The 24,716-nt window shown below is 41.3% G+C and carries 21 protein-coding genes and 2 pseudogenes; 15 read left to right on the plus strand and 8 right to left on the minus strand.

The features are described from left to right. Positions 1–647: 647 nt before the first annotated feature. Positions 648–1,070, plus strand: coding sequence for a cupin domain-containing protein (locus SLS51_RS00150; RefSeq protein WP_323834372.1), 423 nt, complete (start codon positions 648–650; stop codon positions 1,068–1,070). Positions 1,071–1,406: 336 nt separating this feature from the next. Here the strand turns inward: SLS51_RS00150 and SLS51_RS00155 are convergent. Then, positions 1,407–1,552 (minus strand): annotated as a pseudogene (locus SLS51_RS00155) (IS982 family transposase); the annotation flags it as partial. 232 nt (positions 1,553–1,784) lie between these two features. Between SLS51_RS00155 and SLS51_RS00160 the strand changes: the two are divergent. Next, positions 1,785–2,036: a DUF2442 domain-containing protein gene (locus SLS51_RS00160; protein ID WP_011146152.1), complete on the plus strand. Its 252-nt coding sequence runs from the start codon at positions 1,785–1,787 to the stop codon at positions 2,034–2,036. A 90-nt stretch (positions 2,037–2,126) separates the two neighbouring features. Here SLS51_RS00160 and SLS51_RS00165 read toward each other — a convergent pair whose 3' ends face one another. From SLS51_RS00165 to SLS51_RS00185, 6 genes and pseudogenes are all read right to left on the minus strand, one after another. Next, positions 2,127–2,387, minus strand: coding sequence for a bacteriocin immunity protein (locus SLS51_RS00165; RefSeq protein WP_323834376.1), 261 nt, complete (start codon positions 2,385–2,387; stop codon positions 2,127–2,129). Between the two features lies 1 nt (position 2,388). Beyond that, a pseudogene (locus SLS51_RS24085) lies at positions 2,389–2,469 on the minus strand (hypothetical protein); the annotation flags it as partial. 20 nt (positions 2,470–2,489) lie between these two features. After that, on the minus strand, positions 2,490–2,696 hold the full coding sequence (locus tag SLS51_RS00170) for a DUF6392 family protein (RefSeq protein WP_439126825.1): 207 nt from the start codon (positions 2,694–2,696) through the stop codon (positions 2,490–2,492). 2 nt (positions 2,697–2,698) lie between these two features. After that, positions 2,699–3,199 (minus strand): S-type pyocin domain-containing protein, encoded by a 501-nt coding sequence (locus SLS51_RS00175; protein ID WP_323834668.1) that lies wholly within the window; start codon positions 3,197–3,199, stop codon positions 2,699–2,701. A gap of 81 nt (positions 3,200–3,280) precedes the next feature. After that, a complete protein-coding gene (locus SLS51_RS00180) occupies positions 3,281–3,538 on the minus strand; it encodes a bacteriocin immunity protein (RefSeq protein ID WP_011146157.1) in 258 nt (85 codons plus the stop codon). Next, positions 3,535–5,223: a pyocin-S2/colicin E7-DNase domain-containing protein gene (locus SLS51_RS00185; protein ID WP_323834379.1), complete on the minus strand. Its 1,689-nt coding sequence runs from the start codon at positions 5,221–5,223 to the stop codon at positions 3,535–3,537. The genes SLS51_RS00180 and SLS51_RS00185 overlap by 4 nt, the downstream gene beginning before the upstream one ends. 305 nt (positions 5,224–5,528) lie before the next feature. On the opposite strand from SLS51_RS00185, the gene flhB reads away from it, so the two are divergent. Both flhB and flhA read left to right on the plus strand, forming a co-directional pair. Then, positions 5,529–6,680, plus strand: coding sequence for a flagellar biosynthesis protein FlhB (flhB, locus tag SLS51_RS00190; RefSeq protein WP_323834381.1), 1,152 nt, complete (start codon positions 5,529–5,531; stop codon positions 6,678–6,680). Beyond that, entirely contained in the window at positions 6,673–8,754 is a 2,082-nt protein-coding gene (flhA, locus tag SLS51_RS00195; protein ID WP_323834383.1) for a flagellar biosynthesis protein FlhA, read from the plus strand. The genes flhB and flhA overlap by 8 nt, the downstream gene beginning before the upstream one ends. 262 nt (positions 8,755–9,016) lie before the next feature. Here flhA and SLS51_RS00200 read toward each other — a convergent pair whose 3' ends face one another. Then, positions 9,017–9,283: a type II toxin-antitoxin system HicB family antitoxin gene (locus SLS51_RS00200; RefSeq protein WP_323834385.1), complete on the minus strand. Its 267-nt coding sequence runs from the start codon at positions 9,281–9,283 to the stop codon at positions 9,017–9,019. 1,026 nt (positions 9,284–10,309) lie between these two features. On the opposite strand from SLS51_RS00200, the gene speD reads away from it, so the two are divergent. The 11 genes from speD to SLS51_RS00255 all read left to right on the plus strand — a co-directional run bounded on the left by speD (position 10,310) and on the right by SLS51_RS00255 (position 24,646). Beyond that, the gene (gene speD, locus SLS51_RS00205) at positions 10,310–10,687 is read left to right on the plus strand and encodes an adenosylmethionine decarboxylase (protein ID WP_323834387.1); all 378 of its coding nucleotides are present in this window, start codon (positions 10,310–10,312) and stop codon (positions 10,685–10,687) included. A gap of 7 nt (positions 10,688–10,694) precedes the next feature. Beyond that, positions 10,695–12,107, plus strand: coding sequence for a radical SAM protein (locus tag SLS51_RS00210; protein WP_323834389.1), 1,413 nt, complete (start codon positions 10,695–10,697; stop codon positions 12,105–12,107). A gap of 9 nt (positions 12,108–12,116) precedes the next feature. After that, complete coding sequence (locus SLS51_RS00215) at positions 12,117–13,334, plus strand: MFS transporter (protein WP_323834392.1); 1,218 nt, start codon at positions 12,117–12,119, stop codon at positions 13,332–13,334. After that, positions 13,327–15,510, plus strand: a complete 2,184-nt coding sequence (gene speC / locus SLS51_RS00220; protein WP_323834670.1) for an ornithine decarboxylase — start codon at positions 13,327–13,329, stop codon at positions 15,508–15,510. The genes SLS51_RS00215 and speC overlap by 8 nt, the downstream gene beginning before the upstream one ends. A 269-nt stretch (positions 15,511–15,779) precedes the next feature. Further along, entirely contained in the window at positions 15,780–16,835 is a 1,056-nt protein-coding gene (gene dinB / locus SLS51_RS00225) for a DNA polymerase IV (RefSeq protein WP_323834394.1), read from the plus strand. 565 nt (positions 16,836–17,400) lie between these two features. After that, positions 17,401–17,844 carry a hypothetical protein gene (locus tag SLS51_RS00230; protein ID WP_323834396.1) on the plus strand — a complete coding sequence of 148 codons (444 nt, stop codon included), beginning with the start codon at positions 17,401–17,403 and terminating at the stop codon, positions 17,842–17,844. Positions 17,845–18,023: 179 nt separating this feature from the next. Continuing rightward, positions 18,024–19,592, plus strand: coding sequence for a WD40 repeat domain-containing protein (locus SLS51_RS00235; RefSeq protein WP_323834398.1), 1,569 nt, complete (start codon positions 18,024–18,026; stop codon positions 19,590–19,592). Positions 19,593–19,610: 18 nt separating this feature from the next. Then, positions 19,611–20,015, plus strand: coding sequence for a hypothetical protein (locus SLS51_RS00240; protein ID WP_323834400.1), 405 nt, complete (start codon positions 19,611–19,613; stop codon positions 20,013–20,015). Positions 20,016–20,089: 74 nt separating this feature from the next. Further along, positions 20,090–21,577, plus strand: coding sequence for a hypothetical protein (locus SLS51_RS00245; protein ID WP_323834402.1), 1,488 nt, complete (start codon positions 20,090–20,092; stop codon positions 21,575–21,577). A 61-nt stretch (positions 21,578–21,638) separates the two neighbouring features. Continuing rightward, a complete protein-coding gene (locus SLS51_RS00250) occupies positions 21,639–23,108 on the plus strand; it encodes a hypothetical protein (RefSeq protein WP_323834404.1) in 1,470 nt (489 codons plus the stop codon). Between the two features lie 68 nt (positions 23,109–23,176). Then, positions 23,177–24,646, plus strand: coding sequence for a hypothetical protein (locus tag SLS51_RS00255; protein WP_323834406.1), 1,470 nt, complete (start codon positions 23,177–23,179; stop codon positions 24,644–24,646). Positions 24,647–24,716 lie beyond the last annotated feature (70 nt).

Here is a 24,716-nt window from a genome sequence, read left to right on the forward strand (position 1 = left end):
CACCCTCTGTAATAAGAGGTGAGCAGTGAATAAAGGAATATTTTGCGTGAGATGTTAGAGGATTTGATGTTTGGGTGATTAATGTGGAACGTGATTTGTTTAATAAACTAAAATAAAAAATCGCATTTTCATATCTCTGAAATAGTTATTTTTAGTGAGAGTTAATATCAACTTAATTAACTCCATTATTGTCCTGATTTAACAATATAATTAATCTGACTTTTGTCTGATGTTATTTTTAATCGGGGTTATCTTCTACAAAGAAATTTAAAACAAGAGTTTTACAGTGATTGTTGTCACAGAGTGAGCTTTTGTAAAATACTACTATGGAATTACATATTTCTATTTGATATATTGTTAATAGCCAGTTAATTTCTTTGTCGATATTATTTTGTGATGATTGAAATTTTACTGGGAAATATTTTTTTATTTGCTAGAGAGATAATGTTATACCCAATGGATTTCAAGATGGATCGCGACGGCAAGGGAGCGAATCCCCGGGAGCATAGAGAACTATGTGACCGGGGTGAGAGAGTGCAGCCAACAAAGAGGCAACTTGAAAGATGACGGGTATAATTCAATTAACCAAGAGAGATGATAGTCACTTTAAAATAAAATTTTATTTGTAGAGATAAAAGGAAGGTAATATGGAATTTATTAAAAATAGATTTTGTCACTGGAATGGTGAACACCTTGTTGTCGATACAATGGCCAGAAATCATAAAATGGTTAACAGTATGGGAACGGGCGAGGGATTAGTTTCGTTTGATGGCTTTGGTGCTGATCTAATTCGTTTCAGCAAAGATGAGGGGATGCAGAATCATACTCACTCAGGGCATCATATCTTATTTGTCCTCGCAGGAACGGGTTATGTTATTTATGCGGGTGAAAAGCATAAAATAGAGCCTGGAGTTTGTTATTTTGTGAATGGAGAAATAGATCACGCGATTAAAGCAACCAGCGATTTGGTTATGCTTGTTGTCGGTAATAATCATTGTGCGGTTGATTCGCAAGATAGGACTACACTGGTGCCATATAGAGAAGGAACGCCAGAGGAATTAAAGGTTTAACTTGGGATAAATTGAATTAAACATGTGCTAGTGCTTGGTGAGTTGCGAGAATGCTATGATATTCATGAAGGTAATTATAAATCAGGATAAGTCATTGGAGTGATAAAAAGATGATATGAGCATCTCATGAAGGGGATCAGGTACTAGCCTATGAAATATTAAATTTACTGAAAATAAAATGGAGAAATATATTAGAGATAATATGCTATTGTAATAATAAAGGTTGGAATGACTATTGAAATCATTTTAATGTGACATTTAGATTGGAAAATAATTTCAATGAGTGGTGGTAATGAGTTTTCGGATGGAAATTAACTTAAATAACCTGAGTTCTGGTTAAGCCGTTACTAACATATCCATTTCTAAGCAGGAAATATTCAGTGACTGTTCTCTTTGAGATAATAAGCTATCTGTCCCTCTAACACATTTAACATTAATCCTTGCACACTACAGTGTCGTGAATGTTCTGTCTGGGAAATATTGGGTATCCGTATTTGGGGATTGATGAACCAACTAAAGGATTCCCTTTCTCGATATTTATATCTCGTATTTAATGGTTGAGTAGTGTCAATCTTAATGCTACGGTGAATAGTATTATCATTGTTTCTCAGGCCATTACAAATGCCAATTATCAGTGAATTTTTTGACATCTTGATCTGGATGTATTAACCATAATCCGCCTCTCAACAAGATTGAACCACTGGAGAGATTATCATGCGCAGAGTAACGAAAGTGGAAATAAAGCCAGAATACACCTTGGCGGTGACGTTCGATGATGGCACCTATGGAGAGGTGTGCATCGCGGATCGGTTGTTCGGACCCATGTTCGAGCCACTGAAAGAGCAGGAATTCTTTGCCCAAGCGCGTGTTGATGAGTGTGGCGCAGTGTGTTGGCCGAATGATGTTGATCTGGCACCCGACGCACTCTACAAAAAGCTCAAATCCCACTTAAGGGGTAATATATGACTGAACTGTTTGCATCGCTTGCGTTTGGATATTGGCAAAAGCGAGCGTTTTAGTCATTTTCTAGAAGGTATAGTTCGGTCCAATCATCTGTTATTTTCTAAAGCCCGGTTTACCATTTTTGGCTCGCCATTTTTTAATTTTTTTTGTTATTGATTCAGGGCTACATTCATTGTCAGAAGTAGCATAGTAAATAATGTCTGTTCCTTCTGGGTATTCTGTCACTTTCTCAAAATGAGATAGTAATACGTCTAACCTTTCATCTGTTCTTGCAATATTCTCTTTGAAAATTTCTTCCATAAATTCAATGAATTCATCCTCTGTATATAATTCTATCTTATTTTTCAATTCCATATCATTTTTCCTCTTTACCAGAATACATTCCAATATGTCGTATTGGTATAACCACTTGTAGATTATCTAGATCATAAACAGCTCCTCCATCTTTAACCGGTTTTACATGATGGAGTTTAAAAGAATTTCGTTTACAACCGCATCAATTCTACGAGTTTTAGCTGCCTTACCTACTATCATATCCAATGATATATAATCACAGCCTAGTTCTCCTTTAGGCTTTGTTTTATAAGGAATTAATCCTTCACTATAAATTTCCTGATAAGTTCTACCTAAACTATTAATTAACGCTTCAACATTAACCGCCATTATTAATATAACCCCTTCTCATGGTTTAACTTATGCATCTTAGATCGAGCTTCTTCTAACTGCTCTTCTGTTGCTCCATAGTTCTTCAATGCTGGTTTTATAGTATTAAAATCACGATCTAACGCTGCTCTTAAGTTTTGTGCTTCCTGTTCTATTTGAGTCTGGGAATTTCGACCACCATAGGTTGTACTGAATTTTTGATGAACCTCTGCTGGAATGATAATTGCTGCAACATCTTTTGCTAAAAGATTTAATTCATCCTTATCTAAATCAGGATATAACACTTTCAATTTTGTCCGAACCGCAGCAGCCGAAGGCATATGATCAGCATGCATCCCATTTCTTGGTCTCCCCGCAAAATTACTATACAAATCCACCTCAAACAATTTCACCGGCGGTTTACTCAAATACACATACACCGGCGGCATATTCGGGATGGGGAGTATCAGAATATAATCCCAAAAATCCTTCTCTTCCGGCATTGGCAACGATTCAATACCAATATGATAGCTGTGTGAGGTATTAACCTTACTTAACCGTGATAAAAAGGATTATAAAAATCCTTTTTATCACTGACTTAATTGCTATTTTTTAAAGCCAGGTTTACCGCTTTTGGCTCGCCATTCTTTGATTTGCTTCACTATTCCTTCAGGAGAATCATCCTGACCAGACGATGGGTAAAAAAGGATATCAGTACCATCTGGATGCTCTGATAAACGGATAAAATCTTGAACTGCAACATTAGCTTCATCTTCCGTCGCATAGTCTGCATTGCATACTTTTCTGGCAAATTCTAAAAACTCAGCTTCTGTATAATCTTCTAACTTTTTATTTAGCTTCATTTTATTCCACCTTTGCTTGAATGAATTTCGATATGCCTTTTTGGTGTTGTTACACGAAGGTTATCGAGATTATAGACTTCACCACCGTCTTTAATAAATTTAACATGATGGATCTCATATTTTTCTCGATTTCCAATGTGTTCCTGTCGTGGTGAATATGGAGAGTAACTCTTTTTTAAAAACTCTTTATTATGTGAATTAAATTGCTGAGACAACTCAGGATCATTACCAACCTCTTTCCAAAATGCCCTTCTGAAATCATCAAAGTTGTTAAATGTTCTCCCTCGTAATTTATCTGCTATCTGGCTAGGAATGGGAGCTCCCATATCTTGTCCGGCGAGACTTAACCAGTTGCCTTCGATTTTTTGCCCCCGACCAGTTACTGTTCCTGGCTGATTTCGAGGGGTATTAAACATCACATAGATCGGTTTAATGCCTAAATTGGCTGGAAATACCAGAATATAATCCCGAAAATCCTTCTCTTCCGGCATTGGCAACGATTCAATATCGCTGCCGACTTTATCCGGGATCGGCAATACGGTTATCTGCGACGGAATAAACGGCTGTTCCTCATTCCCGGTATGGGGTGGAACTTTGAATTCCTGATCGTTTGGTGTCCATAAAATCGTTGGCCGATATTCTCCTGGTTCCCAGAACTCATAATTACCGGTGACTGGATTCCGTTTCATCATACGAACCGGCACTTTATCCAGACCACTTTCTGGGCTGACGTGATACCCCTGAACCGTCATCCTGCCGCTTTTTTCATCTCTGATCCAGCGAAAACGGACACGGGTCGGTGCTTTACCATACTGACTGGCAATTTCACTAAGATGATATTGGTTTAAGTAATCTTCCTCGCCTTCATTTAACCCCGATGAATAAAACAACCCCATTAACCCGACTGTCAACGGATTCGGTGCCGCCAGCCAACGTCCGGCACTGGTAACGCCACCGCCAATGAAACGCATCACCAGCGCTTCGCCATCCGCTACCGCACTGCGGGTCGTTGCCGCTACAACAGTCGCAGCGGCTTCGGCCTTACCTTTGCTGTCACTAAACCACCGTTTATACCACGGTAATTTTTTATCCTGTGGCTTATCCGGTTCTGGCGGGTGTTTTTTGCCTTGCGGAGGCTGTTCAGGCTTTGATTCCGTGACAGGGGTGGGCGATGATAGAACCTGATATATCCCCATCCTACCGAAATTATTTGCCGGTTCAGTCTCCGTACCGGCGTCGGTACAGCCTTTGCCCCGTTGACGAGATTTGGCAAATACCGGGATCGGTGGAGGCGGCACTTGTGTCACCGGTGGAGGATTGGACTGAACTGTTGTTGCTTCCTTCATTGGTGATGAGAAGTTTTGCGTCGCCGTATAAGCAGGTGTTACCGCTTGTTGGCGAGGCTGTTCCTGCTTCTCGTAGCTGTCCATAACTGAGTTAATAAACCGGGCCCGGCAAGGGCAGGTGCTGACACTATCCAATGTGCCGGCTAATCGTTGCCCCATATCAAACATATCTGATATGCCGCCGACAATCATATAAGTACCGGGATGCTTGCCGCAGGTGACTTTATCCCCTTCACGCGCGGTTGCTCGCCCATTAAATGTCATGGTGTGATCACCCGTAATAATCTGTCCGCCACAGGTGGTTTTGTCACCAACCAGCAGGTAATACCCTATTGCCATCTGCTTCACTTTCCCTTTGACTAACCACATTAATCGTTTGTTTAACTAAAATAATTACCATATCGCTACCACTTAAAAGGTAATAATTGATCGGTAATGCAATATATTTGAGTTAAGGAGATATAGAAAAGTTCAGAAATTAATGAAAATAAAATCGAATTTTTTGCTGCTAGCTCTATCCCGCAAATACCCGGTCAAATTTCTCATTGTTCCAGCCATCGGATTTTTTCTCTTTTGTCATGCTAACCGCCATTTGATTCCATATTTTCTGATCGATAGCGTTTGAAAATCTGACAAGGAAAGCCGTGGCTGAAGATAGCGATCTTGAGAAAACAGAAGAACCCACGCCCCATAAGCGGGAAAAAGCGCGAAAAGAGGGGCAAATAGTCCGTTCCAGAGAGCTGAGTTCTATCTTGATGTTGACCAGTGGTTTAAGTTTGCTCTGGATGAGTGGTCAGTCAATGACGCATGAATTGTCGTTGATGGTGTTTGAAGGGTTTAGCTTTGATCACAGCATGGTCAGCAATGATAAGCAGATGGTTCAACAGATTGGCAGGTTGCTGCAACAGGCTGTTTTGGCTCTGCTGCCAGTTTTTGCTGGATTAGTGTTAGTTGCATTAAGTGCTCCGGCGCTATTGGGTGGGTTAGTGTTCAGTACCAAATCCATCAAATTTGATCCAAAAAAATTAAACCCCATTTCTGGCCTGAAACGTATTTTTTCAATGAATGCGTTGGCGGAATTATTCAAAGCACTACTTAAAGCGGGATTGGTCGGTATTGGTGCTGCTTTGTTCCTTTGGATGAACTGGCCTGCCATGTTACGGCTCATCGCTCAACCGCCACTGTTGGCACTGGATGATGCTATGCAAATGCTGATATTCGCCGGTTATGTGGTGGTTTTCATGTTGATACCGATGGTGGCTTTCGATGTTGTTTATCAGATATACAGCCATTTGAAAAAACTGAGAATGACCCGGCAGGAAATAAAGGATGAATTTAAAGAACAAGAGGGGGACCCACATGTCAAAGCGCGTATCCGTCAGCAACAACGGGCGGCTGCTCGTCAGCGTATGATGGCGGATGTACCGAAAGCGGATGTGATTGTCACCAACCCAACTCACTATGCTGTTGCGCTGAAATATGATGAAAAAGCGATGAGTGCGCCAAAAGTATTAGCGAAAGGGGCGGGGATTATTGCATTACGGATTAAAGAAATAGGTACAGAAAACCGCATTCCATTACTTGAGGCGCCGCCACTTGCCAGAGCACTTTATCGCCATAGTGAAATTGGCGGGCAGATCCCCGCGACACTTTATGCGGCAGTCGCGGAAGTGCTTGCTTGGGTCTACCAATTGAAACGTTGGAAACGGGAAGGCGGCTTGAAGCCGAAGAAACCTGAAAATCTGCCAGTGCCGCCAGCACTGGATTTTGCTGGAGAAAATAATCGTCATGGCTAATTTGGCCTCTATACTTCGTTTACCGAGCAATATGAAAGGCTCGCAATGGCAAATGCTTGCCGGGCCGGTATTGATCCTCTTGATTTTGTCGATGATGGTATTGCCATTGCCGCCATTCATGCTTGATTTACTGTTTACGTTTAACATAGCGCTATCAATCATGGTGTTGCTGGTGGCGATGTTTACCCGGCGTACGCTAGATTTTGCCGCATTTCCGACCATTTTGCTGTTCTCCACGTTATTACGTTTATCTCTTAACGTAGCTTCAACCCGTATCATTTTATTGGAAGGGCATACAGGTTCTGCGGCAGCCGGGCACGTTGTAGAGGCATTTGGCCATTTTCTGGTTGGTGGCAACTTTGCTATCGGTATTGTGGTATTTATCATCTTGGTATTGATTAACTTTATGGTCATTACTAAAGGTGCAGGGCGGATTGCTGAAGTGGGCGCCCGTTTTGTGCTGGATGGTATGCCGGGTAAACAGATGGCAATTGATGCCGATTTAAATGCTGGATTAATTGGTGAAGAAGAAGCGAAGAAACGCCGTACTGAAGTGACGCAAGAATCGGATTTTTATGGTTCGATGGATGGTGCCAGTAAGTTTGTGCGCGGCGACGCGATTGCGGGATTGATGATCCTGGTTATCAACGTCGTTGGCGGCTTAATTGTTGGTGTGGCCCAACATGGTATGAGTCTGGGGGATGCGGGAGAAGCGTATACCCTGTTAACCATTGGTGATGGTTTGGTTGCACAGTTACCTGCTCTCATTATTTCTACTGCGGCGGGTGTGATTGTGACTCGCGTAGCAACGGATCAGGACGTTGGTCAGCAGATGGTGACTCAACTGTTCAACAATCCCAGAGTGATGATGTTGAGTGCGGGTGTTCTCGGATTGTTGGGCATGGTACCGGGAATGCCCAATTTTGTTTTCCTGTTATTTACCGCGGCATTAGCTGGTCTTGGCTGGTATCTATATCGCCGTACTGATGCGCCGACGATAAATGCAGAAAAACCAAAAATAGAAGAGCAGCAACAGACATCAGAAGCTTCATGGTCAGATGTTCAGCTTGAAGATCCTTTGGGTATGGAAGTGGGTTATCGTCTGATTCCGATGGTTGATTTTCGCCAGAATGGTGAATTACTGGGGAGGATCAGCGGAATTCGTAAGAAATTTGCTCAGGAGATGGGATATTTACCGCCGGTAGTTCATATCCGGGATAACCTTGAACTGGCCCCAGCGGGCTATCGTATTCTGATGAAAGGGGTAGAAATTGGTCGTGGTGAAGCGCATCCGGGGCGCTGGCTGGCGATTAACCCCGGTGGTGCAGTGGGGGAATTGCCAGGTGATATCACGAAAGATCCTGCTTTTGGCCTCTCTGCGGTTTGGATTGATGATAGCCTCAGAGAGCAAGCTCAGGTTCAGGGATACACGGTGGTTGCTGCCAGTACGGTGGTTGCGACCCATATGAATCACCTGTTGACGCAATATGCGAATGAGTTATTTGGTCGTCAGGAAGCTCAACAACTGTTTGAGCGCGTCAGCCAAGAGATGCCTAAACTGACCGAGGACTTTATTCCTGATGTTGTTAATCTGACAACCTTGCATAAGGTGCTGCAAAATTTGTTGTCCGAACAAGTGCCGATTCGAGACATGCGGACAATTATTGAAACCTTGGCTGAACATGCACCTGGACAAACTGATCCTTATGAATTGACATCTTTGGTTAGAATCGCGCTTGGCCGGGCAATTGCTCAACAATGGTTCCCCGGCGCGCAGGAAATTCAGGTCATCGGATTGGATGCGGGCCTTGAGCGCTTGTTAATTCAGGCATTACAAAATGGCGGTGGTCTGGAACCGGGATTGGCGGATAACTTACAACGGCAAGCGACGGAAGCACTGCAACGCCAAGAAATGTTGGGCGCGCCTCCGGTGCTGTTGGTCAATCATGCATTACGCCCGCTGTTATCGCGTTTCTTACGTAGGACTTTGCCTCAATTAGTGGTTTTATCTAATCTTGAAATCAGTGATAACCGTCAAATTCGTATGACCGCGACCATTGGTGGTAACGGATAGCGGTATCAATAGAATAGCAGGCCATTTATTCCAAAATGGCTTGCTATAATCATCTTTCGACATTAATAGTCATTTTTAGTCATCAAAATTAATTGATTTCTAATTTCTGTGCGGAACCTGCAAAATCGGTATGGCAATTATTCCAGCCGGGATATATCGAAGACTATCAGTGATAACAGTATTTTATTAACGATAAGCAAATATCAAATCAGATGCTGTTGTGGAGGTTTTTATGTTTAGAGCAGTTTCCCGCCCTAATTCGTTAGTGATGAGCCATTTCTTTTCTAGTTAACTCAGCTAGAAAAGCAGAACGATTTTTATGGTGGTTGTTTTCCTCAATGTAACGATCTATAGCAGTTAACAGATTGCCAAGTATGGTTAAATTGAATTTGATGACCTTTGATTCATATTTCTCTGGGTCTAATTCAATAAGAGTAATAACCTCCCCATTTCCAGACAAACGAGGAGCACCGATGTAATCGGATGAGTTGTTGGGGACATAGCCGCCCTGTTCGGTTAAAACATCCATATGCTGCCCGAATTGCTAACGCTGATGGGAGAAATTTTCGTATCAGTCAGAGTGTAGGTAGAACTTTAATAAAAAAATATGTTTCAGATATCGGGACTACAACTTCAATTTAGAAAAAATAAAAGGAATTATTATTTCATTGTAGCATCAGGTGTAAAATGTGACGGCAATGAAATTTCCATTGCACATGATAGAGTTATAGGCAGGGAATATATTGATGCCTATAGTGTATCTACGCGAAAAATAAATATGTATGCTATATTTTTTTAATAATTAAAATAAAATATTTTCATTATGTGGCAATAAGTTTCCTGAATGGGAAGGCTTAAAAAGCATTGACGCAGCAATGAGTTATTATATTGATAAAATAGGAAAAGAGTCACTTGACTATCATTACTACATCAGTTCAGCGGAACACAGTCGCGCCGACTTTGCGGCTGCTGTTCCGGAGCCACTGGAGGACAGAAGCACGGTTACACAGGGTTTTGATGTCTCCATGAAGGAAGATCTCTGTCTCCCCCGCAAGGGAGATTCCTCTGAAATATTGACGTGCATGCGACATCTAAGCCTGAATATACTTCTGGTAGAAACGACAAAACAGCTAGTATTTGCCGAAAACGAAGAATTTCGAGCATGGACATTGGCTATTTGGATAGGGTATTAGATGCTGGAGTTAATATGTTTGGCAAGAAATAAATACTCATGCTATTGCCCTGATTGATAAGTTGGACGTGATTAGGATCGAAAAATAAAATAAATAAATTGAAAAATGATATTTCTTCTTTGACATTGACAATTTCCTAACATACGATTCATTCAGCTCAAGCATTAGGGCTAATAATGAAGTGGTACACTAACCAAATTATTGTGAGGAAAAGTATCATGGAATCAGCAATGGAACTTTTTGAAGTAGATATTAATGATTGCGACCTGCAAGGTCTCTGCATGTGGTAATAAAAGGTAAGGGAAGCTAGTGCTTCCCTTACTTGTCTATCTTATTATTCATTATCAACAGGGGCTCTCAAATTGGACGATCGTGGATTTCACAATGTCTGGGATATTGTCTTGCATGATAATGAGATATTATCTGATGCGGATTCATTGAACACTTTTTTTTATGAAGCGCTAAAGAGATCTGGCTTCAGAATAATAGGTCATCTCTGTCATAAATTTACCGATGGGGGGGAAGGTGTCACTGGATTATTCCTTCTTTCTGAATCACATCTATCATTTCACATATATCCCGAGACAAACTACATAAGCATTGATGTTTACACTTGTGGAAAACAAGATACATGTATACATAACGATATAGAAAAGTTTTTCAAGGATAGTAAAAGATTTACTGTTCGTGGTTTGCAAAGAGGGAGTAGTCTAGATACCTATCCATTAACAACAGGATGATTTATTTATGAAATTAATTAATAATGGAATAATTAAGTTCGATTATAAATTTCCTATATACAATTTTTTCTTTCCAAATCAAACATTTAATTCCTTTAGTGGAGATGAAAACTCCATATCAAGGATATTAGGAAATGCGAATTCTGAGGTCAGTTCGAGAGCTCTTTATTTCCATATTCCGTTTTATGAATCTATCTGTACATTTTGCCCCTTCACCAAGGGACTATACAAAAACCATGAAGTGATAGACAGGTATGTAAAAGCACTTATCAATGAAGTAGAGTATAAAAGTAGATTTATTGACTATAAGGCAATTCCTATACGAGCAATATTTTTCGGAGGCGGAACCCCATCATTATTATCGCCTGAAAATATTATCGATATAGGTGAAACTATTAAGAAATATTTTGACTTATCCTCTCTACAAGAATTCTCTTTCGAGCTTAGCATAAATAGTGTAACTAGGGAGGGAATTGATGCTTTAAAAGAAATAGGCGTTACACATACTCGATTTGGTTTGCAAACAATGGATCCTACGTGGAGAGAACTATTTAATCTCACAGCGTCAATAGATACAATTGAAAAGTCTTCACATTTATTGGTTTCGAATTTTGATTATGTTTTATGTGATATAATATATGGAATGCATGGTGAGGATGAAGAGGTTATTATTTCTGACCTAGATAAAGCTATTGAGCTGGGTTTAAGTAATGTTGATATATATCCAATAAATAATGTTGTCACATCATCTAAACTTCATAAGTCTGTTCGTGATTATACAGATAACATTACATCTGCTACACGAAAATTCTCAATGAAATTATTAATTGATTTACACATGAGAAGTAAAGGTTTCATGCCTCATAATGGACATGGTTATGTGAGATCGAATATTACGGATCAAGTGGTCACTGATAATTATAGTTTTATTTATCATGAACATGTATATGGATATGGAGATCATGATTTTCTCGGTTTTGGCATTAATGCCATATCTTCTCTACGGGGGCACGTTATAACTAACACCACAGGTAGAGAAAAATATATTGATTCAATGAATAAAAATATTTATCTGTGTAAAATCAGCCAGCATGATGAATTATTAGATGAAATGAAGCCTCTGATATTGAGATTACCTTATCATGGGTATGCAGATAAATCACAGATTAAAATGAATCTAGTTCCCGAGCGGCTATATGACCGGCTTAATGAATTGATCGACTCTGGCTTAATTGTAGATGATACACATTCATTTAGACTAACAAAATTAGGTTGGTATTGGTACAGTAATATTATGTTTTATCTTATGCCTGAGGCAGAGCAAGCTATACTCAAAAAAATTGTTCATGAGGAATTAAAAACTCCTGGGAAATTTTTGTCGAAGAAAGAAATAATATATTCCGCCGGTTTAAATGTATAAGAGTATAGCATGAAGAATGTCATTTTTAACAAAAGAATACTACCTCTATCCTTATCTAGTTTAATATCAAAAATAGGTGATTTTGCGCATGATGTTGTATTTGCAATTATCGCAATTGAGTTGCTGTCATTCAATTTTATGTATATAGGGATAGTATATTTCTTTAGGTTTATTCCATACTTATTTTTTGGACCTGTGGGGGGGTGGCTTGCGGATGTTTTTCCGAAAAAGAATAATATGATACTCAGTGATATATTACGCTGTGTCATCACGTTTATATTATTCATAACTTATCTAAATGATTTTTTAAATATATACATTCTCATCGTTTGTTCTATGTTCATGACAATAGGGAGAAGCCTTTTTCAGCCTAGTTTTAGAGCATATTTACCTGAAATGCTAGAGAAGAAAAATTTACCAAAAGGTAATAGTCTATTTCAAGTGATCGAAGATCTAGCATCCATAATTGGTCCATTGGCTTGTTCCATAATAATTGCTATGGGTAATAAATCATATGTTCTTTTAATGGATAGTATAACATATTTTATTTCAGTGCTTTTTTTATTTTCTTTAAAAAGAAATGAGCCTCATGGGAGAGAGGAGTTTTCTGTTTCGAGAATTATTTATGATACCAGAGATAGTATCATAGATATGCGGAGAAATAATCAAAATTTATTCATGGTAATAATTGGAACTTCTGCATGCGTATTATTTACAGCGGCACTATTGAGGTATGTCTTGCCAGCCTCAATTATTGATATTTATAAAAAGGAGGAACTTGTTGGATATGTATTTTCAATAATAGCTATGGGAACTGTATTAGGTGGATTTTTTTATACACGTATAATCAAAAATTCAACCCCGGTGCAGGTAATGAAATCTTGGATGATATATGGATTCTTCTTTCTGATTGTTTCATTGGTTATAAAATTCAGCTTTGTGCTTTTAATTATTTTTGCATTATTTCTTGGATTCTCTGGGGCCATTGTAGATATATCTATAATTACTAATATACAGTCACTATCAAAGGAAAATGAAGTTGGTAAAAATTATGGATTGTACTCCACGATCGCTAATACATGTGAGTCTGTTTCTGGAGTGGTATCAGGGTTATTTTCTGTCATAAGTGGCGGATTTTCGTTTTCAATAATGGCTCTTTTTATTGCAATGTCAGCTAGATTAGTTATCTCTAGGTTAAAGGGGAAGGATAATGAGTATGATGTATGATTTTAGAATAGCAATAAGTGAAAATGTAGCTATTCAATTTGAGACTAATAGGGAAATGATAAGTATCAATGAGGTACGTGATTTTAGTGAAATAGCTGCAATAGTTTTGTCTTATGAAGACCTTTCTATGCAAAGAGTCAGTGATATAGTTAAAAGCGGCTTAGATATTCCTATATTTGCTGTAGTCAAAAATAAGGATGAGATAGATGAATCCATATTGCCAAGTTTAACGGGCGTATTCAGTGAATGTAGTAAAAGTATATCTTCCTATAGCACTCAATTGGAAACCTTTGCTAAGAAATACGAAGATGAGTTGCTTCCTCCATTTTTTAAGACACTAACACAATATATTTCTAAAGGTAATATAACCCTTGCTTGCCCTGGTCATCAAGGAATCGATTTTCTTTGCAAACATCCAGCGGGTAAAAAGTTTACAGATTTCTTAGGGGAGAATATTTTTTTAGCAGATGTTCCTCATGCAGATCCCATTCTTGGAGTTGTTTTGACTCATGAGGGAGCACCTGATGCAGCACAGCAACACGCAGCAAAAGTATTCAATGCGGATAAGACGTATTTTGTTTTAAATGGTACTTCAGCTGCGAATAAAGTAGTAACCAATGCTCTGCTTGCACCAGGAGATCTTGTGTTATTTGACAGAAATAACCATAAATCTTGTTATCATGGAGCATTAATACAAGCAGGTGCGACTCCAATCTATTTAGAAGCTGCGAGAAATTCATTTGGGCTTATCGGAGGTATACCAGAACATTGCTTTGATGAAGGCTACTTGCGGCAGTTAATTGACAAGGTATCCTCAGATAAAGTAAACATAAAAAGACCTTTCCGATTAGCAATTATACAAGCAGGTACTTATGATGGAAGCGTGTATAATGCGCGCAGTGTCGTGGATAAAATAGGGCACTTATGTGATTACATTTTGTTTGATTCTGCATGGGTGGGATATGAACAATTTATTCCGTTCATGAAAGATTGCTCCCCTTTGTTATTAGATTTAAATGAAAACTCTCCAGGAATCATAGTCACTCAGTCAGTGCATAAGCAGCAGGCCGGTTTTTCGCAAACATCACAGATTCACAAAAAAGATGAGCACATAAAACTGCAAAGTAGATATTGCGAGCACAGACGCTTTAATCATGCGTTTATGCTTCATGCATCTACAAGCCCATTTTATCCTCTTTTTGCTGCTCTAGATATTAATGCCAAAATTCATTCGAATGGGTATGGTGAAAAAATGTGGGGGGAATGCGTACGAATTGGAATTGAAGCACGTAAGCTTATATTTTCATCATGTAAATTGGTAAAACCGTTTGTACCACCTTGCGTTGACAATAAACCATGGCAATCTTACGATACAAATACAATTGCTAGTGACTTACGTTTTTTCAGTTTTGATCCTGATGAGAAGTGGCATACATTTGAGGGTTATGGCAAATCTCAATATTTACTTGATCCTTGTAAATTACTATTAACGACACCTGGTATAGACTCTGAAACTGGGCAATATGAAAAATTAGGAGTGCCCGCAATCTTTTTAGCAAACTACTTAAGAGAAAATGGTGTTATACCTGAAAAATCCGAGCTTAACTCAATTGCTTTTTTGCTGACCCCTGCTGTAAATAATGCAAAAATTCAACATTTGATATCGAAAATAATTCAGTTCGAAAAGCATGTAGAACAAGATTCCATGATATCTGAAGTCTTGCCTGCTATATATAATAGTAATATTAGCCAATACAGAGGTTATACAATTGGTCGTCTTTGTCAGGAAATGCATGATATTTACGCCAGCTATAATATACAATATCTCCAACAAAAAATATTTAAAGAGCGTCACTTCCCTCGTATAGTTGTTACTCCCCATGCTGCTAATGTGCAATTAATCCGTGGGTATGTGGATTTTATCCCTATTGCACAAGCAAAAGGCAGGATAGCGGCAGAAGAAGCTTTACCATACCCTCCAGGAATTGTATCTATAGCTCCTGGTGAGATTTGGGATGGTGCTGTTTTAGATTATTTCTTAGTGTTAGAGGAGCTCATAAACAAGCTGCCATGCTTTGCCCCTGAGATGCAAGGGGTGTACGTAGATACTGATATAAATGGAAGAAAACGTATTTATGGATACGTAATAAGGCAGGCATATTGCAAATTCGACTAATTGAATAACCAATAGCTGACTGAAGGTTAAATTATCAGGATAGATCAAGCAACAGACCAAAAGAGTGTTCGGGGTACAGGTCATATTTAGTGATATTCAGGGAATTAAAAAAGTGCTCTACTGCTGTACTTCGGACTTGAATTTACCCATTAATTGTGGCATTTATTTTATCACTTTTGGACAGACAGATTGCATATTTTGATTCAAATGAGGCTGTAAGCAATTCTATTAGTTAAAATAGTTATGTATTCATCGAAATAGGTTTGCATATGCGTAAATTCATCCATATAGACATGGATTGCTTTTTTGCTGCTATAGAAATGCGGGATGATCCTTTTTTGAAGGAAAAGCCAATAGCCATAGGCGGTAGTATTGAAGAACGTGGAGTCATTAGTACTGCTAATTATGTCGCGAGGAAATTTGGTATTCACAGTGCAATGCCAACAGCAAAGGCGCTTAAATTGTGTCCTCAATTGAAAGTCATCCCACCGCGCATGAATATATATGAGGAAGTTTCTCTTCAAGTAAATGAGATATTTTCTCGATATACCGATCTGATTGAACCTCTCTCTCTAGATGAAGCATATCTTGATGTAACGGAGTGCCGTAGTTGTCATGGCTCGGCTACGTTGATAGCTCAAAAAATACGGCAATCCATATTTGAAGAGTTAAAGCTAACCGCTTCAGCAGGAATCGCTCCTGTTAAATTTCTTGCTAAGATTGCCTCGGATATGAATAAGCCGAATGGGCAATTTGTGATAACTCCTGAACAAGTTGATCAATTCGTTTTATCGTTGCCACTGAGAAAAATTCCAGGAGTTGGTCCCAAAACAGAAAAACGTCTATCAGATATGGGATTAAAAATTTGTGCAGATGTAAGACAATACGACTTTGGGGCTTTTATCAAAGAATTAGGGAAATTTGGATTAATGATCTGGCAGCGTTGTCATGGACTAGATGATAATTCTATTTGTGTAGACGTACCAAGGAAATCCGTTGGTGTTGAGATCACGCTACCAAAAGATATTCACATATGGGAAGAGTGTGAAGCTATAATTGAACAGCTATATCCAGAGTTGATAAGAAGACTTGAAAAATACAACTCCGAGCTAAAAATTTCTCGTCAGGGAGTTAAATTTAAATTTGATGATTTTCATTTGACGACTCATGAACATATTTACCCCGTTCTAGATTTAGGTGATCTACTCCTCATTGCTCGGAATACGTGGGATTCTCGGCGTAAGGGGAGAGGAGTTAGGTTAGTTGGTATACATGTAGCATTACTGGATCCACAACTTGAGCGCCAGCTAGTATTTGAGTGGTAACCAGTTTATACAGGATGAGATCACGAATATTATCTAACATTAGCGTGTATGCTCCATCTGAGCCTGAATCTGCTTCGGGTAGAAACGGCGAAAAATGCCAATATTCGTCGAAAGTGAAGAATTACCAGTATGGATATTGGCTATTTGGATAAGGTATTAGCCGCAGGGTTTAATGCGTTGGGTGAGAAATAAACATTAGTGCTATTTCCATGAATATAAATATATAATATCTATACATATCATTGATTATTATGGTTATCTTAATAAAATTCTTGGTTGATTAGTTTAAATCTAATTAAATTAATGGTTATTGCGATACCAGTGGAATATTGTTTAAACGATATCTTTTTATGTGATGTTTTTAAAAAAAAGCAATTAAAATCTTATTAAATAGCTGGCAAAAATTCACTTTTCTATAATGCTTAAATATAGATGATTTTTTCGTGCGAAAAACGAATAACGTAGTCAAGTTAAATATTAAATAAGTGTTATCGGGAGCGAGTCTGCCGAGGGCAGTATCAGCTATAAATAACCAAGGTCTGACTTTATTAATAGGGGGAAAATAATGTCCACTGAACCGCCGCTACATCAAGAAGATATTGTCGTGATACATGTTGCCACACCCGAAGATTTGGCGAAGTTTGCCGATCAATCGCTCTTCTGGAATGAAAAAACCTATGAGCAGATGAAAACTGCGGAAGTGCTGTTTACGCCAGCGGGAGAGGCTCCACTTGGTCTGGGCGTTAAACATGTTGCTACACTCGATAATTTGGCGAAATTTGTCGATGAAGAAGGTTACTGGAATGAGAAAACCTACAAACAGATGGAAGCTGTGAGGGTGTTGTTTATACCAGCAGAAAAAATACGTGGTGTGGGGATTAAACATGTTGCCACGCCCGACGATTTGGCGAAGTTTGCCGATAAAGAACTTTTCTGGAGTAAGAAAGACTACGAACAGCTAAAAGCTGCAGAGGTGCTGTTTGTACCCAGAGAAGGAATGCCCGGTTAGGGCGGTAAATATATTGCCACGCCAGACGATTCGGCAAAATTTACCGATAAAGCGGCCAATTAGAATGAAGAGAAACATTAAGGGGGGATAAAGCCAGAATATTGTTTATCTCGAAAGTAAAAGAATAAAACGGCGTGTAACAACGTTAATTTATTTGTCATTCTGTATTGGAGGTATTAATGGCTCACAACAAGATATTTACATCCAGCGAGAATAATTTGTTGGATAAAGAGGAAGTTAAATCCTGGTTTAAATTATATTCCATGCCGAAAAGTGAAAATTATACTCAATTGGTGCAAATAGCGGCGGAAGGTCGGCGTTTAGCTGGGCTGGACCCAGGTCAGATCGATAATAATCCAGGGGCAGGATTTAACCGGGATCTGGATGAAGTGAATTTACTCTTAGTGAATCCCGGTGATGGGGTGCGTATCGGAGAAGACCGTGAAATTGCTGTCAATATTGATAAGAACAGCGGCTTACAGTTTATTAATGGTGAATTGGGGTTACGCCCCGACTTTAAATTGTCGCTGGAATTGTTTGAGAGTTTTACAGAGGAACAACAAAGAGAACTTTACCGTTGGCTGATTCATGCTGGGGAGATGGCAGCGAGTAACGTGCAGTTGCCCGCGTTTGATTTGCCGGCTAACGGTAACAATAAAAACCTTGGTGCTGTTGTCAGTGTCAGCGGCGATGGGAAAACTATCGCGCTTAGCGGGGCAGAAGGCAAGGAACCTGTATATCTATTTTCTTATACCGATAACGGTTGGCGGCAGCAATTCGCTGATTACGTTAGTGGTTATGGCGGCAGAGCGCTCAGCCTGAGCAGAGACGGTAATGTTCTCGCGGTGGGCATTGATAACCGGAACAGTGATGGCGGGCATGGTTCAGTGTTTATTTATCGCAGATTGTCAAATGGCGAGTGGGAGAAACCAGCCAAACTTTGGCTTAGTGAGGCGAATGTTCAGCAGCATTTCGGTTGCGCTGTGGGCCTAAGCGCTGATGGCACACTATTAGCAGTAGGTTCTTATGGCTGGAGATCGGGTTTATTGACTAACTGCGGCGCAGTGTATCTTTATCAGTATGACGGGGAGAAGTGGTCACAGCTTGGTGAACGTCTGACCTTATCTTCTCCGGCACAGGGCGATATGTTTGGCGGCAAACTTAGCTTGAGTGCTGATGGTTCAACTTTGGCAGTGGCAGCAACAGGGCGTAATGGTAATGGTGAAGTGACGGTATTTCATCGTCACGGGGAATATTGGCAGCCGCGACCGCCACTCAATTCGGTGACTTCGCCTTTAACCATCAGCAGTGACGGCTTTGGCACCAGTCTCAGCCTGAACGATAGCGGCGATATTTTGGCGGTAGGGTGTCCGGGAGAGAAGGGCAATGTTGGTGCGGTCTATTTGTACCAGCGTTACCGTAATGCATGGCAATCCATGGGGATACTGAGAGAAGCGGTGACTGCCGGGGAAAGGTTTGGTAGCGAACTCTCTTTGAGTGGTGACGGTCGGGTACTGGTGGTGTCAACACCTGTTGGTAAAGATAACACAGGTGTGCAAACCGGTGCAGGATGGTGGTTTAGCTATCAGGATGAACAATGGATTACGCAGGGCAGATTACTGGCAGTGGATGGGGAATTAAACCATAAATTTGGTGCCGGCATTTGTCTTAGCGGTGACGGCAATACGTTGGCGATTGGCGCCAGTGGCTGGAAGAGTGGAGAAGGGAAAGTTTACCTTTACGACTAGCTGAATGAGGAAAAAACGATGGCAAAAGAGATAACAGATGAAACGGTTAGCCAGCTTAGTGCTCATTTCGCTCCTGGCAAGATCCCGACTGAGGCGGCATTTTATTCACTGATTGATTGGGCCATGTTGTGGCGACAGCTTTTTGGTTGGCGAGATAGTGATCAAACTTATCATCCGGGAGTTGGGTTGCAGGTTATCGACAACCGTTTGGCGGTTAAGGTTGGTGATGGCATCGCGTTGGAGCCGAAAGGGCTTGCGTTAAAACTACAGCTCGACGGGGGATTGATGCTGGATAAATCCGGGGTGTTGTCGGTGGATGGGACTGTAGCGGTTTCGGCCCAAGCTTTTAAATTGCTTCCTGAGGAGACGCAGAAACAAATTGCCAAGTTGTTATTAAATGCGGGCACTAAGCATTCTCAATAACCGGGTGGCGGGTTTAAATTTCCCTGAACAGAAACTGGTGGCAGTGACTGTCTAATTACGGCTTTTGAGGAAATATGATGACTGATAAAGAAATGAGTACCGTTGACTCATTGAAAGCGAGTTTTAAGTCCGGTGTTCCGCCCGCACCTGAAGCCTTTTTCCATTTGATTGATGAGGCATATAAGGCATATGAAATCATTGATGGCGGTAAGGGTGATGGCTCAGCCGCAGGGCTGAAACGAGATGATAAAGGAAAACTGGCTCTCAACACTCACCTTTCTGGCGGGTTAAACCTTGAACAGGGGGCTTTGGCCCTATCACTGAAGCCAGAAGGTGGATTCTCTTTTGATGGAGGAAGGCGTCTGAAATTGGATGCCGATCGGCAGGTTCAGTTTGCGGATTTCTTCAGTTTATCGCGGTGGGAACGGATGGAGATCACGCAGTTGTTGGGTTTTAAACGTACCATGATGGCGCGTATGGTTTCTCCTTCCCCTAAAGCGAATGAACATTTTGGCACTTCTATTAGCCTGAACGCGGCGGGAAACTGCTTAGCGGTTGGGATGGATAATAAAGTCTGTGTGTATACGGGCCGGAAGGATGAGTGGAATATAAACGCTCCCGCTGTGTTTGAGGATGATCAAGATAAATCTCGTAGTTCCTGGTACGTCAGTTTGAATGCGGTAGGAGATTGCCTGGCGGTGGGATACTTGGTGGATAACTTTCTTAGTGATAAAAAAGTGAAGGCTTGTGTGTATACGCGCACGAATGGTGCCTGGGATACCAAAAATCCCATTGTGTTTCCGCTGGAAGATCAACGTGGATACTCTGGTGGTCACAATGTCAGCTTGAGCGCCACAGGAGACTGTCTGGCGGTGGCGGGCGACTCTTGGTCCTACATATATACACGCACGAATGGGATTTGGGATACAGAAAACCCCTTTAAGTTGATGAGCTCGTTTACCAAGGTTTGTCTGAGTGCCTCGGGAAATTGTCTGGCGGGATATCGTGTTGATTATTCTCATAATCCAATAAACGTGGTTTATGTGTATACACGCACGAATGGGGTTTGGGATAAAGAAAACCCCATTAAGTTCATGGCTGCTAAAGATCGTTCATCCAGTTTTAATCGGATTTTTGGCCTAAATGCAGAGGGAGATCGTCTGGCAGTGGGGGTAGATTATGATATCCCCACTAAGGGAAAGGTTTATCTGTATACGCGCACGAATGGGATCTGGGATACAGAATATCCTATTAAGTTTTCAGCTCCTGCAAGTGACGTAACGTATTTTGGCAGCGCTATCAAACTGAATGATGTGGGAAATCGTCTGGTAGTGGGGGCGGCTTCCCGGGTGTATGTGTACACCTGTCTAAATAATAAGTGGAATATGGAAACACCTGTCGAGATTTTGGACCCCTCAGGCAATTCAGACAATTTAAATGGTTTTGGTCAGGCTGTTAGTTTGAATAGATGGGAGACGAGTTTGGCGGTTGGTGCAGTTTCAGCCAAGGTTGGTTCTGTGTCTGAAGCTGGTGCAGTCTATGTCTTTGAGAATGTCAAATGATGACCGTATAGAAGACAGAGAACAGATGACGGTGACTGTCTAATACGGCTTTTGAGGAAATATGATGACTGATAAAGAAATTAGTACAGTTGACTCATTGAAAGCGAGTTTTAAATCTGGTGTGCGGCTCATGCCGGAAGCCTTTTCCCATTTGATTGATGAAGCCTATAAAGCATATGAAATCATTGATGGCGCTCAGGGTGATGGCCCAACCGCGGGGCTGAAACGAGATGACAAAGGAAAACTGACCCTCAACACCCAGCATTCTGGCGGGTTAAATTCTAATCAAGTCGCCTTGGCGCTATCACTGAAACCAGAAGGGGGACTCTCGTTTGATGGGGGAGGATATCTGAAATTGGATGCCGCTCGGCAGATTCAGTTTGAGGATTTTTTCAGTTTATCGCGGGGTGCACGGATGGAGATCACGCAGGTGTTGGGTTTGAAACGTACTATGATAACGCACATTGTTTCTCCTTTCCCCATAGAGGATGAGCACTTTGGTCACTCGGTTAGCCTGAACGCGGCGGGAGACTGTTTAGCGGTTGGGTCGACTCATAAAGTCTGTGTGTATACGCGCCGGAAGAGTGGTGAGTGGAATATAAGCAAGCCGATTGTGTTTGAGGATACTGAACCTGGATATGAATATGATAGAGCTTCATGGCGTGTCGGTCTGGATGCGGCGGGAGATACCCTGGCGTTGGGAGAGATATGGCGCGAAGTGGTTCATGTATATACACGCACGAAGGGCGTTTGGGATACAAAGCATCTCACTGTGTTTCCGCGGATTGCTGAAAGTTTTGGTGCGAATGTCAGCTTGAACGCCGCAGGAGACTGTCTGGTGGCCGGGGGTTACACCTCTCCGTTCCGTCTGTTTATGCGCAGGAATGGGATCTGGGATATAAAAAACCCCATTCTGTTTCCGGCCCCTTCGGATGCTTATGAGTTTGGCGTGGTTGCTCACCTGAGTGCTTCGGGAAACCGTCTGGCGGTGTGTGATCGCATTTCCGTGATTTATGTGTATACACGCACAAATGGGATCTGGGATACAGAAAATCCCATTAAGTTCAGTCACCCTGAAGGTGGATCATCTAGTTTTAGCGGGGCTTTTAGCCTGAATGCAGAGGGAAATCACTTGGCGGCGGGTACGGATTTTTATAAATCCCCGGATGGGGAGGTTTATCTGTATACGCTAACGGATGGGATCTGGGATAGAGAAAATCCCATTAAGTTTTCGGCCCCGGCAAGTGGCGTATATTTTGGCGGTTCTCTCGAACTGAATGATGCGGGAGATCGTCTGGCAGTGGGAGCGGTTTCCCGGGTGTATGTGTATACCTGTCTGAATGGTAAGTGGAATATGGAAACACCGATGGAGATTTTGAACCCTTCAGGCAATTCAGACAATTTAAATGGTTTTGGTGGACCTATCGGCCTGAATAAGGCGGGAACGAGTTTGGTTGTTGGGGCAACGTCAGAAAGTGTCGATTCTAAATCCAAAGCCGGTGCGGTTTATATCTTTGAAAATATCAATTGATGACCGTATAGAAGACAGAGAACAGAAAACAGGTGACGGTGACTGTCTAATACAGCTTTTGAGGAAATGTGATGACTGATAAAGAAATTAATACCGTTGACTCATTGAAAGCGAGTTTTAAGTCAGGTGTCCGGCTCATGCCGGAAGCCTTTTCCCATTTGATTGATGAAGCCTATAAAGCATATGAAATCATTGATTGCGTTCAGGGTGATGGCCCAACCGCAGGACTGAAACGAGATGACAAAGGAAAACTGACCCTCAACACCCAGCATTCTGGCGGGTTAAATTCTAATCAGGGGGCTTTAGCACTATCACTGAAACCAGAAGGGGGGCTCTCTTTTGATGGAGGATATCTGAAATTGGATGCCGCTCGGCAGATTCAGTTTGAGGATTTTTTCAGTTTATCGCGGTGGGAGCGGATGGAGATCACGCAGGTGTTGGGTTTGAAACGTACTATGATAACGCACATTGTTTCTTCCTTCCCTAAAGAAGATGAGCGTTTTGGTGCTTCTGTTAGCCTGAACGCAGCGGGAGACTGCTTAGCGGTTGGGATGAATAATCAAGTCTGTGTGTATACGCGCCGGAAGAGTGGTGAGTGGAATATAAGTAAGCCGATTGTGTTTGAGGCGTTTGAAGATGAATATTATAGATCTTCATGGGATGTCAGTCTGGATGCGGCGGGAGATACCCTGGCGTTGGGAAATATGTCGCCGTATCCCACTTATAACCAAGGGCGGGTTTGTGTGTATACGCGCACGAAGGGCGTTTGGGATACAAAACATCCCGTTGTGTTTCCGATAGGACCTGAATACTTTGGTGTGAATGTCAGCTTGAGTGCTGCGGGAGACTGTCTGGTGGGTGGGGGCAAACCCTACCCTCCGTTCCGTATATTTATGCGCCGGAATGGGATTTGGGATACAAAAAACCCCATTCCGATTCCGATCCCTTCGGATTCTTATGAGTTTGGCTGGATGGTCCACCTAAGTGCTGCGGGAAACTGTCTGGCGGTGCGTGATTATGCTCCCGTGATTTATGTGTATACACGCACAAATGGGATCTGGGATGGAGAGAACCCCATTAAGTTCAAGGTCCCTGAAAATAACCTATTCGTGGGTAGGGCTTTTAGCCTGAATGCAGAAGGAGATCGCTTAGCGGTGGGGATAGAGTTTTATAACTCCACAGATGGGGAGGTTTATTTGTATAAGCGCCGGAATGGGGTCTGGGATACAGAAAATCCCATTAAGTTTTCGGCCCCGGCAAATAGCGTATATTTTGGTAGCTCTCTCGAACTGAATGATGCGGGAGATCGTCTGGCAGTGGGTGCAGCTTCCCGGGTGTATGTGTATACCTATCTGAATGATAAGTGGAATATGGAAACACCTATGGAGATTTTGAATCCTTCAGATAATTTAATTGGTTTTGGTGGTGCTGTCGGCCTGAATAAGGCGGGGACGAGTTTGGTTGTTGGTGCAACGTCAGAGAGTGTTGATTCTAAATCCAAAGCCGGTGTAGTTTATGTTTTTGAGAATATCAAATGATGCCTATAATTGTTAATACTAAGTTCTAAATTGAATGTGCCTGATCACGCATGCGCCATTCCCGTTGTTA

It is taken from the genome of Photorhabdus africana (assembly GCF_035181445.1).
Lineage (GTDB): Bacteria > Pseudomonadota > Gammaproteobacteria > Enterobacterales > Enterobacteriaceae > Photorhabdus > Photorhabdus laumondii.